The organism is Methanothermobacter sp., assembly GCF_049720995.1.
Lineage (GTDB): Archaea > Methanobacteriota > Methanobacteria > Methanobacteriales > Methanothermobacteraceae > Methanothermobacter.
Genome location: NZ_JBNASF010000009.1, coordinates 44,303 through 55,365, shown reverse-complemented (window position 1 = coordinate 55,365; position 11,063 = coordinate 44,303). Strand labels below are relative to the sequence as shown.

At 49.4% G+C, this 11,063-nt stretch carries 12 protein-coding genes and 1 pseudogene; 2 read left to right on the top strand and 11 right to left on the bottom strand.

The window, feature by feature from the left end; translation table 11 throughout:
- The 9 genes and pseudogenes from ACPLJI_RS04430 to ACPLJI_RS04390 form a co-directional block, all read right to left on the bottom strand.
- Nucleotides 1–671 (bottom strand): annotated as a pseudogene (locus tag ACPLJI_RS04430) (phosphoglucosamine mutase); the annotation flags it as partial.
- A gap of 1 nt (nt 672) precedes the next feature.
- Nucleotides 673–1,902, bottom strand: a complete 1,230-nt coding sequence (locus tag ACPLJI_RS04425) for a 2,3-bisphosphoglycerate-independent phosphoglycerate mutase (RefSeq protein WP_424730772.1) — start codon at nt 1,900–1,902, stop codon at nt 673–675.
- Nucleotides 1,903–1,927: 25 nt separating this feature from the next.
- Nucleotides 1,928–2,611, bottom strand: coding sequence for a TIGR00297 family protein (locus ACPLJI_RS04420; RefSeq protein ID WP_424730773.1), 684 nt, complete (start codon nt 2,609–2,611; stop codon nt 1,928–1,930).
- 19 nt (nt 2,612–2,630) lie between these two features.
- Nucleotides 2,631–3,218, bottom strand: a complete 588-nt coding sequence (locus ACPLJI_RS04415; protein WP_013295016.1) for a 30S ribosomal protein S3ae — start codon at nt 3,216–3,218, stop codon at nt 2,631–2,633.
- A 229-nt stretch (nt 3,219–3,447) separates the two neighbouring features.
- Nucleotides 3,448–3,777: a NifB/NifX family molybdenum-iron cluster-binding protein gene (locus ACPLJI_RS04410; RefSeq protein WP_424730774.1), complete on the bottom strand. Its 330-nt coding sequence runs from the start codon at nt 3,775–3,777 to the stop codon at nt 3,448–3,450.
- Between the two features lies 1 nt (nt 3,778).
- The gene (locus ACPLJI_RS04405) at nt 3,779–4,339 is read right to left on the bottom strand and encodes a flavodoxin family protein (RefSeq protein ID WP_424730802.1); all 561 of its coding nucleotides are present in this window, start codon (nt 4,337–4,339) and stop codon (nt 3,779–3,781) included.
- A gap of 8 nt (nt 4,340–4,347) precedes the next feature.
- On the bottom strand, nt 4,348–5,133 hold the full coding sequence (mtnP, locus tag ACPLJI_RS04400; RefSeq protein ID WP_424730775.1) for an S-methyl-5'-thioadenosine phosphorylase: 786 nt from the start codon (nt 5,131–5,133) through the stop codon (nt 4,348–4,350).
- Between the two features lie 15 nt (nt 5,134–5,148).
- On the bottom strand, nt 5,149–6,597 hold the full coding sequence (locus ACPLJI_RS04395; RefSeq protein WP_424730776.1) for an RtcB family protein: 1,449 nt from the start codon (nt 6,595–6,597) through the stop codon (nt 5,149–5,151).
- Between the two features lie 25 nt (nt 6,598–6,622).
- A complete protein-coding gene (locus ACPLJI_RS04390; RefSeq protein WP_424730777.1) occupies nt 6,623–7,045 on the bottom strand; it encodes an archease in 423 nt (140 codons plus the stop codon).
- 123 nt (nt 7,046–7,168) lie between these two features.
- On the opposite strand from ACPLJI_RS04390, the gene ACPLJI_RS04385 reads away from it, so the two are divergent.
- Entirely contained in the window at nt 7,169–7,339 is a 171-nt protein-coding gene (locus ACPLJI_RS04385) for a hypothetical protein (protein WP_424730778.1), read from the top strand.
- On the opposite strand, the gene ACPLJI_RS04380 is transcribed toward ACPLJI_RS04385, so the two are convergent.
- Entirely contained in the window at nt 7,340–8,464 is a 1,125-nt protein-coding gene (locus ACPLJI_RS04380; RefSeq protein WP_424730779.1) for an ORC1-type DNA replication protein, read from the bottom strand. It lies immediately after the preceding gene.
- Nucleotides 8,465–8,807: 343 nt separating this feature from the next.
- Nucleotides 8,808–9,506, bottom strand: coding sequence for a 6-hydroxymethylpterin diphosphokinase MptE-like protein (locus ACPLJI_RS04375; RefSeq protein WP_424730780.1), 699 nt, complete (start codon nt 9,504–9,506; stop codon nt 8,808–8,810).
- A 397-nt stretch (nt 9,507–9,903) separates the two neighbouring features.
- On the opposite strand from ACPLJI_RS04375, the gene ACPLJI_RS04370 reads away from it, so the two are divergent.
- Nucleotides 9,904–11,061 (top strand): pyridoxal-phosphate-dependent aminotransferase family protein, encoded by a 1,158-nt coding sequence (locus ACPLJI_RS04370; protein WP_424730781.1) that lies wholly within the window; start codon nt 9,904–9,906, stop codon nt 11,059–11,061.
- Nucleotides 11,062–11,063: the final 2 nt, after the last annotated feature.

The following is an 11,063-nucleotide window of genomic DNA, read 5'->3' as shown; positions in this document are numbered from 1 at the left end:
GTATCCATGAGCTCAGAGAGGTTCTCAGGGACAGGTTCAGGGTCACGACCAGGGAAAAACCCATCAGGCTGGGAATTAAGGGTCACAACACTGCAGCCCGCCATCCTGAATATGAGTGGTGAGAGGTGGGACGCTGCACCGCATCCACAGTCAATCACCACCTTTAGGGGTCTTTCAATGTTGACCATTCCAGCAACGGCATCTGCATAGTCATCCCTGAGGTCAGCTTCCCTCACCGAACCGAGACCATCCCATCCCCTCCTCTTAAATTCTCTAGAATGAATTATTGATTCTATGGCGCTCTCCTGTGATGGATTGTAGGCCATCCCATCAGGATTCCAGAGCTTTATGCCATTGTAGGGGGCCGGGTTGTGGGATGCAGTTATCATGACACCTGCGTCAGCACCTAGTCTTGAAGCCGCGTAACCAACAAGGGGTGTTGGCACCATTCCGAGCCTGATGACGTCACAGCCACACTCGATTATTCCTGCAATCAGGGCACTCTCAAGGAGCTGGCTGGATGTTCTGGTGTCGTAGCCAACAACAACCTTACCTGATCCCAGGCGGGTTGCAAGGGCCCTTCCAACATCCACTGCAAGTTCAAGTGTCACCTTCTCCCCGAAGCGGCCTCTTATGCCAGATGTTCCGAATAATCGCTTTTCCTGCTTCATTTTAAGCCCCGAATTTTTCCTTTCTGTTCATGAGGTCAAGGAGTATGTCCATAACATCCGATCCCCTTATCCTGCAGAGGCCACCAGCGGCAGCAGCCCTCTCACCGAATACACTCACATCATCAACCCTGACCTCTGGTCCGTTTATTGTGATGGGAACAGGGTCCCCTGTGTGATCCATGACGGATACAGGCGTTGAATGATCCGCAGTGAGTATGAAGTAGACGTCATCGCTTATAAGGTCGCCGAGGATTGAGTCAACCCTCTCTATGAACTCAACCTTACCCTCAAGGTCACCATCATGTCCTGCCTCGTCTGCACCATCTATGTTTATGAGTAGAAAGTCATATTCATCATCAAGGGCATCCTTTATTGCATTCTTTATACTCTCCAGGTCGGTATCTGTACCCCCGGTGGCCCCCTCGACATCAATCACATCCATTCCGGTGATGTGCCCTATACCCTTTATGAGGCCAGTCTCAGCGATACAGGCTGCCCTCAGACCGTAACGGTCCTCAAATTTTTCAACGTCAGGAACAGCACCAGCACCCCTCGGCAGTATTATATTTGCAGGTGCCTCGCCTTTTTTGATTCTTTCGGTGTTCACGGGATGGTCCCTGAGGATTTCATGGGACTTCTTCACCAGACTGTTAAGGATATCTGCGGTTTTCTGTGATTCAGGGGATCCATCAAGGGCCTTTACCTTCTTTGGGGGTTTTCCTTCATTCTTGGGATCTGCATCTGATACATTATCGCCCAGACCGGGTCCTCTGAGGACCAGAACTGCCCTGTGGCCTGTTGACTCCCTGAAGATTATTTCAACATCCTCAAATCCATCGAGGGTCATTGAATTGATGGCCTCAGCTATCTGGGATGTCCCTGACCTTATGCGGCCGGCCCTCCTGTCGGTTATCACAAGGTCATCGTCTGCGGTTGCAAAGTTGCATCTGAATGCAATGTCCCCTGGCCTCACATCCAGCCCCACACCTGCGGCCTCGAATGGACCCCTTCCAGTGTATACACTGTAGGGGTCATATCCCAGTATGGAGAGGTGTGATGTGTCACTTCCTGCACGGACCCCGGGTCTTATGGGATCCATTATACCATTGATACCTGAACTGGCCAGCCTGTCCATATTAGGGGTTTCTGCGGCCTCAAGAGGTGTTTTGCCTCTGAGGCTTTCAACGGGGCGGTCGGCCATTCCATCTATTATCATTATTACCCCTTTCATGATTCACCCACCTTCCTAGATTTATTTATGCTAATAAAATTCCTATAACTGCCCCTGTTACTGTTGCAAGGAGGTTAACATGCTCATTGTTTAGGTACTTCCTTCTCTCCAGCACTGCCCCCAGGAGGCTGTCCATGAAGCAGCCCACTGTACCTGCAATCACAGCTATTTTCATTGATTTAAGCGGATCTGGACAGACACCAAGCAGAAATGCTGATAAACCAATTATACCAGCCCCTAATATTCCAGCGGCGGTTCCGGCAACCGATATACCTCCATCTGTCCCGGGTTCCACCCTTTGGAGTGTTGTTATGAGGCGTGGTGTCTGCAGAACACCGATTTCACTTGCCATGGTATCTGCGGTAGCTGTTGCAACGGATCCTATGAACCCTCCGAAGAATCCATCATAGTATCCAAAGGCAGCCATTACAAAGGGCACTATTCCGTTGGATATAACATTCTTGGCGCTTCTTGTTCCCTCAAAAACTCCAATGGATTTCTTGTATTCATGCCTGTACTTTGTTGAGAGAAGGCCAAGGATCAGAAAAATAAAAATGAGAATCAACCAGTTAAAACCGGCAGATAATATTATGAGCAAGCCCATAAGGACCATGAAAAGGGATCCCCATACATCAAGCGCACCTCTCTGGTATGTTAAAAATCCAATGAATACGCACAGAAGCACGTATCCAATGTTAAGGTCTGTCATGGGGGTCCCGGTCCATGTTTCAGGCTGGTTCCTCTAGAACCCTTGTTTTTATTATCTCAACCCTCTTTAGGGGATATATCTTCTTTGCCTGGTGGTATATCTCTGAGGCGATTTTTCCTGTTACAATGCCCTCAACGAATTCCTCGAAGGTCTTTTCAGAGGCTATCTCCTTCACGTGCTCCTCTATGCTCTGTCTCATGTATTTCTGCTGTGAGGACTTGGCCCTCCTGATTGTTATGGCCAGTGGATGGACCTTGAGTTTGTAGCCATCCTTTGTTTCAACTATAACCGGGGCATCGACCCTGCTCGTACCCCTCCTTATCATGCTTCTGACGTAGTCTGTTGTGACCTGGTGGCCTATGAATTTTGTTGTCGCCTCACTCCCGGCAACGTTGTTTATCTGGAACTTCAGCTTGACGTACTGCTTTGAAAAGTCACCTGTCAGTTCCCTCATTGTTGCCTCAACCCTCCTCTTGAGGAGGAAATCGGGGTCCCTTGATGGTGTTGTTCCTATATCGTTTTCTCCAAACATTTTAGGACTCTTTATCACATACCATTTCTTTTCTTTCCATGTATCACGTACTCTCCTTCGTCGAGCCTTTGCCATTATATCACCTTAAATATTAACACCGTAAAAACAGCTTGTTTAATATAATTCAAAAAATTCATCTTAACTGGTAAACCATGATAGGAAGTTTCTACACCGCCAGTTATGAATAGTCTATAATTATGATGAGGCAGTATTTAAACCTTGACATCATGTTGAGCATGTGGTTTACCTGAAGAGGGGTATCCCCCTGAACTGTGGGGTTCCACTTTGGGGTTCATCTGGATATTCATATGGCGGAGCTCATGAATTCGAAGTGCCTCACCCACCTTTCCAGGACCTCATCAACCGGTCCCTCGTCGGCTACAAATTTTAATCCGGCCTCCTCGATTCCTATCTTCCCTTTAAGGCCAGCCTGGACGGCTATTATAACATCACAGTCCGTTATGGAATCGAGAACCTTTCTCCACTGATGTTTATCGCCTTCAGCGATATCAACCTTTCTTTCCTCCACGAATTCCATTTTTCCGTCGCTGTACTCATATATTAAAAGTTTTGAGGCCCTTCCAAAGTGGAGGTCAACCTCCTCCCCGTTGGAGGAGGCGACTGCTACCCTCATATTACTCCCCGCTGTGAATCCTCTTTATGAGTTCGGCCACGTTTTCCCCGAAGCGCCTTATGGTTTCGATTCCCTCATCATCATCCTCAACCTCGCCTGGAGCCCATCCAAATACCATGTTCCAGTAGGTTGAGCCGGGGACTATCATGTCATTTATGAAGTAGAACATGAGGAGTTCCTGTATAGTTGCTGTGTGGCCTCCCCGCCTTGCAACCGCGATGGGGCCCCCAACCTTCCAGCTAAGGAAGCCGTCTGATACCCTTGAAACCATTCCGATACGCTGGAGGGCTGACATGAGGTCGCCCCTGGCTGTGCCAAAGTATACAGGGGTTGCAACTATCAACCCATCGGCCTCCCTTATCCTGTCGATTATGCCGTTGAGGCCGTCATCGATCTTGCAGCGGTGCTTCTTTGCACAGCTGAGGCAGGCCCGGCAGGACTCTATATTCATCCCCCGGAGGGATAATATCTCACATTCAACACCACGACTCTCCACAGCATCCCTGCAGTGCTCAAGCACCATCATGGTGTTGCTTTTCTTCCTTGGACTTGCAGATATCATTAAAACCTTCAAGGAAATTCCTCCATATTTTCATTAACACCAGCGCCGCTCAGGGCACTCTGACAGCTACAGGCAGGGGCCACCGGAAGCCTCGAAATCGCCCCCTCGAGTATGTCTATGAGATCCTCCCGCCTCTCCTCCATAACCTCAAAGACCTCTGTCATGGTGAGCTTTGAGGGGGATATGGATGCAGCGTAATTTGAAACCAGGCATATGCTTGCATAGCACATCTCAAGTTCCCTTGCAAGCACAGCTTCAGGGATTCCGGTCATTCCAACAACTGTGCCCCCAAGTGACTGGAACATCCTTATCTCGGCTGCTGTCTCAAACCGCGGTCCCTCGGTGCAGACGTATACACCCCCATCAACAGCTTCTGATGATTCCACCAGTGCAGAGCGAAGGTCCCTGCAGTAGGGCTCTGTCATGTCCACGTGGACGGTCATCTCATCATAGAATGTTGAGGGCCTGTTTTTTGTGAAGTCCAGAAAGTCATCCGGGACTACAAACTCCCCTGGCCCTATGGATTCGTCAAGGGAACCCACAGCGTTTGTTGCCAGTATCTGTCTGACCCCCAGCCTCCTAAGGCCCCATATGTTTGCCCTGTAGTTGACCATGTGGGGTGGGCTATCATGGACCCTGGAGTGCCTTGGCATGAATGCCACATCCCTGTCATGAAGTCTGAAAACTGATATCTCGGGTGTTCTACCGTATGGTGTCTCCATGGATTTCCTTCCGATTATCCTTCCATGCTCCACTATCTCGTATACCCCTGTACCTCCGATGAGCCCTATCATTGATTCACCGCCAGTCTATCCCTTTGCAACTCCCAGTGGAAGCATCCTTGCAACAAGCCTGGATATGCCGGTCTCATGGGCTGTCCTGACCACCAGGTCAACATCCTTGTAGGCACCGGGGGCCTCCTCTGCAACCACTGGCATGGATGTTGCCCGCACATAGATACCCTCACTTTCAAGTTTCCTCTGAACCTCCTCTCCACGGTAGGTTTTCTTTGCACCGGCACGGCTCATCTTTCTCCCCGCCCCATGGGCGGTTGAACCGAAGGTTTCCTCCATTGCAACCTCTGTCCCGTGGAGCAGATAGGATGATGTCCCCATGGTACCTGGAATTATGACTGGCTGACCGATCTTCCTGTATTCACCGGGTATCTCCCTTCTTCCCGGCCCAAAAGCCCTTGTGGCCCCCTTACGGTGGACGAATAGCTCTGTATCATGTCCCTTTACAGTGTGGACCTCCCTCTTTGCTATGTTATGCGCCACGTCATAGACGATCTCCATCTCCATGTCCTCTGCACTCATCCCAAAGACACTTTCAAAGGACTCCCTCACCCAGTGGACTATCATCTGGCGGTTGGCCCAGGCATAGTTTGCTGCGGCTGCCATGGCCTGGAAGTAATCCATGGCCTCATCAGAGTCCACCGGGGCGCAGGCAAGCTGTCTGTCGGGTATGTTTATCTTGTACCTCCTGTATGCCTTGTCCATGAGCCTAAGGTAGTCTGAGCATACCTGGTGGCCGCATCCCCTTGAACCGGAGTGTATCATAACGGCGACCTTCCCGGGGCTCACACCGTAGGCGGCGGCAGCCTCATCATGGAATATCTCATCTATCACCTGGACCTCAAGGAAGTGGTTACCGGATCCAAGGGATCCAAGCTGGGGTATGCCCCTCTTCTTGGCCTTATCGCTGACCTTTTCTGCACTGGCATCCTCCATTTTCCCGTTCTCCTCCAGGAATTTGAGGTCCTGATCCCATCCGTATCCATTTTCAACAGCCCATTCAGCGCCGTTTTCAAGAACCTCATCGATTTCACCTGGCCCTAGCCTTATCTTTCCCTTGCTTCCAACACCTGACGGAACGTTGGTGAAGAGGGTGTTTATTAGTTCCTTTATCTTTGGCCTTACATCCTCATGGTCCAGATTTGTCCTGACCATGCGGACACCACAGTTTATGTCGAATCCAACACCCCCCGGGCTTATGACTCCTGTACGGGCGCTGAATGCACCCACACCCCCTATGCTGAATCCGTATCCGAAGTGTATATCTGGAAGCCCAATTGAGAACTTCTGGATCCCGGGGAGGCATGCAACGTTTGCCACCTGATCAACCGCCCCCCTCTCAAGGTCCCTGAGGGCCTCATCCTTCAGGAATATTCTGCCAGGGACTCTCATTCCCTTCTTATATGATGTTGGAACTTCCCAGACGGATTCTCTTACCTTAACCAGATCTTCCCTTATATCCATGCGCATCATCCTCTCTACTTATAAATCACAGATCCAGAATAACTCTTGCCTTCAGCAGGCCATCCTCTTCAAGTATATCCATCATGTGAAGGGTCACGGCCTTAACCTCATCACGTCTCTCATGGTGGTCCTTAATCACCTCTCCTGAGGCTGTACCGTTAAGCCACAGACCATCATCATCTTCGGTTATCTTAACTTTGAACTTACTGAATAAAATAAATTCAGTGTCATGGATAAAGAGCAGTTCATCAAGCCAGTCATAGAGTAGTGAAACCATATCCTCGGATTTTATTTCCACCCTCCGGCTTTCCTCTGCTTTAACAAGTGATGTGTCTGTCATTATCTCAAACATTGCAAGGGCGGCGTTTTCAAAAACCTCCTCGGGTGTACGGCCATAGGCCCAGTATCCTGCATCTGCAGTCACATCAAAGAATTCAAACCTTTTCATTGGGGACTCTCCATTTATCCACTTCTGGGGGCCACTGACTATTCATTCCCTGGTTAGTTTTCAGATGCTCTCTATCTCTTTTTTTAAATAAATCCCTGTTGAAGATGATAGTGGAGTGATAGTATGCACGGTCTCAGGAAACCAAATGGTATAAGGAGAAGGTTCTGGCTGCTGACGGTGGCCGGTGTTGATCCAAGGTCACTGATCTTAATCTCATTGGTACTCTCTGTCATGGTGTGGGGCCTTCTCATGGTTGCGGCAGGGGCCAACTCCAACTGCCCTGCAGGGGTCTGATCATTCGAGGCACCTATTAAGTTCATCTCTGCTGAATCTGGGGATCACAATCCTTGAATTACCACGAACACCTTTACCTGTCAGTTTCGTGTCAATGAGCCTCAGAAATTCCAGCTTCTCAATTGTCCTGTTGAATGATGAGTAACTGGCCCCTGTCCTTTTATGGAAGAGCTCGTAGAGCCTACCGGCGGTTATTTCGTCATCTTCAGCATCAACCATGCTCATGAGAAACTCCCTTTCCTGTCTGTTGAGTGTCCTCACAGTGTGCATGAGGTTGACCGGCCCGGCGCTCCTCAAAGCCCTTTCAAGGTGTTCCTCTCTTATTACAGGTGAGGCATCGGACTCTGCAAGGTTGCCACATACCCTCAGGAGGTCTATGCCGTAGCGCAGGTCCCCGGTATCCACGGTGTGATCGGTTATTCTATCTATGAGTTCATCTGAGATTACACCGGGATAGAAACCCACCCTCACCCGATCTCTGAGGATATTGAATATCTCCTCACGGGTGTATGGTGGGAATATGATTTCCTGGGGTATAAATATGGAGTTGACATTTTTATCAAGGGCGTACCTGAATTCAATGTCAGATAAAACCGCGAATACGCCGGTTCTCACCCCCTCAAATACCTCATGGGCCCTAAGTATATCGTAAAGGACCTTGTTGGCGTTTTTACTGTAAAAGAGGTGGTTTATATCGTCCAGGGCCACCACAAGTGCCCTGTTTTCACTGGCCAGGTGCTGCATTATTGCCTGGTAGATTCTGGAGAAGGGCACACCTGTTTCAGGGGGCTGGTGCCCGAATATTTTGCTGTAGATCTGTGAGAAGATACCGAATCTTGTGGTGTGAAGCTGACAGTTTATGTAGCAGCAGACGACGTTTTCGGATGTTGACTCAACCATTTCAAAGATCTTTTTTATGGCGGTGGTCTTACCTGTTGCACAGGACCCCAGTATGACGGCATTCACGGGTCTCCCATTCCTCAGCGCAGGCCTTATGCAGACCGCAAGGGCCTCCATCTGGGATTCCCTGTACCTGTAGTTCTCAGGGACATAGTCAGGATCAAAGGCATTCATATCCCTGAAGACGGTTTCATCATGAAGCAGTATATCCCTTATATCCTTCATATCCTTCACAGCTTATTAAATTGGGCATTTGGATTTTTTGCAGGAGCACATTAGTACCCTAATAATTTATCTTTTAAGGACCTAATAAGGTTTTATATGGATGGACCCCCGGATGAGATCGCGTCCAGATCACTTTAATCAGGGGGATAAGACTCCATATTTTATTTTCCTGATTGAGGCGGCTGTTACCGGAATCACCCCCCCAAGGCATCCGGTAACCGGATAACGTTAATTCAACCTTTAAAGGGCGGGACCCGGGAAAGGATCATGGTTCACGCCTTGATGATCAAATTGGAGGATCAGTAGACACAGCATTTATGCACCGCATAGTCTCCTTAAAAGGTTACCATCTCTCTATCTGGATTCTCCCGTTCCTTTCAATCCACTCTACCAGTCTCTCAGCATATTCAAGTTTGAGTCTCTTAACTGGATCGGCCCTTCCTGTTTCGGAATCCATATCCGGTCTTGAGTACCTGGTTACAACCTCACCGAAGTCCATGCCGGCCAGTATCACGGTTTCTGCACCGAGCGCCTCCGCAAGGAAAACGGCCCGATCACCATCTGTGAAGCCCCCAAAATTGTATATGCATCCATAGGGGACACTCTGGGTTGTCCCTATAAGGTTCTGAAGGCGTGGCAGATACTTCCTTAGGGCCTCAAGGTTGTTTCCATGGGCATGAACCACGAGGGATGCCCCCCTTCTGTTGGCCCTAATTATATCCTCCATTCTACCGTCAAGGTCTGTCACGATTATATGGGGGACCAGACCCTCCTCAAGAAGCGCTGTTGTTGCACCATCTGCCGCCACCCTGGTAAAATCCCTTCCGAGCGGTTTGAATCTTTTAATGTGTTTTCTGAGTGATGGCCCAGCACCGAATACGATGAAGTTCCGTGAGGGAACCCTCAGGCTTTCGGGTCCCGGGCAGCCATGTTCCCTCAGGAAGGATTCCAGGTAGGATGCAGACTCCTCATCAGCCCTCCTGCTGAATCCAAAGTCATCAAGTATTTTCTCATACCATTCGAGCCATACTTCCATTTCCATGGGCCAAATCTATCAGGGGTGATATATGATTTTTTTGATCAGGTTGTAGTCATTGGGGGTTCTTATGGGTGTCCTACTTGGGGTGGTATATGATTTTTTTGATTGGGTTGTTGTAGTCATTGGGGGTTCTTATGGGTGTCCTACTTGGGGTGGTATATGATTTTGATCAGGTGGCAGCACATGCTTTCATGGTTTCATCGGTGAAGATAAGGATAGTGGTGGGGTGTGGAGATAATCTGTGGCAGCACACACTTCATGTCCATCCGGGCAATGCTCTCCGCTGACCTCATGTGGTCCTCCAACCTTGTGACATCATCACCGTGTAAATCTTTTTAAATGCAGGGATTAAAAATAAGTACAGGTTACAGAATCCACTTGAATCTGGAGGTTTTTTGGAATGGATGAAACACTGCTTATGATCCCCGGGCCAACACGGGTGGCCCAGAGAGTCCTTAAGGCAATGTCAGAGAACATTGTTAACCACAGGAGCGCACTGTTCGGTAAAATACTCACTGAAACAACTGAGATGATGTCCGATGTCTTCAGGACAAACAGTAAATCTTACCTGCTAACAGGGTCGGGGACAGCTGCCATGGAAGCGGCGGTTGCGAACATCATCGAACCAGGTGACAAGGTCCTGAATGTTGTTGGCGGCAAATTCGGTCAGCGGTTTGCACAGATAGTTGAGGCCTTTGGCGGGGAATCAATCAGGATAGACGTGGAATGGGGCAGCGCCGTCAACCCAGATGAGATAGGATACATGCTTGAGGAGAATGATGATATAAAGGCGGTCACCGTTGTCCACAATGAGACATCAACCGGTGTTGCAAACCCAATAAGGGAGATAGGTAAGATATTGGCGGATTATGACGCCCTCTACATAGTTGACACTGTTTCATCCCTCGGCGGGGACGAGGTTGATGTTGACGGCTACGGCATAGATATCTGCGTGACCGGCTCCCAGAAGTGCCTTGCAGCCCCACCGGGCATGGCAGCCATAACACTCAGTGACGACGCCTGGAGGGTTGTTGAATCAGTGGATAACCCCCGGACATACTACCTGAACCTCAAGAAGTACAGGAAAAGCGGGGATGCCGAGCCACCTGAAACCCCCTACACACCTGCAGTTTCACTCATATACGCAATGCACGAGGCCCTTCAGGTGATAATGGAGGAGGGACTCAACAACAGGATAAAGAGGCATAAACTGGCAGCTGAGGCAACCAGAAATGCCATAAAGGCCCTGAACCTTGAACTATTCCCTGATGAATCGGTATCATCCACCACAGTGACAGCAGTCAATCTACCTGAGGGTGTCACCGATGGGGAACTAAGGGGTACAATGAGGAACAAGTACCACGTTGAGCTCGCCGGTGGCCAGGATCACCTCAAGGGCAGGATATTCAGGATAGGCCACATGGGTAACATAACCCACAGGGAACTCATAACCACATTCTCTGCACTGGAGATGACACTCAGGGAACTGGGCTTTGAAGTTGAAATGGGGGAGGCAGTGGCTGCGGTTGCTGATACCTACCTCCCTGAGGATATCTGAAG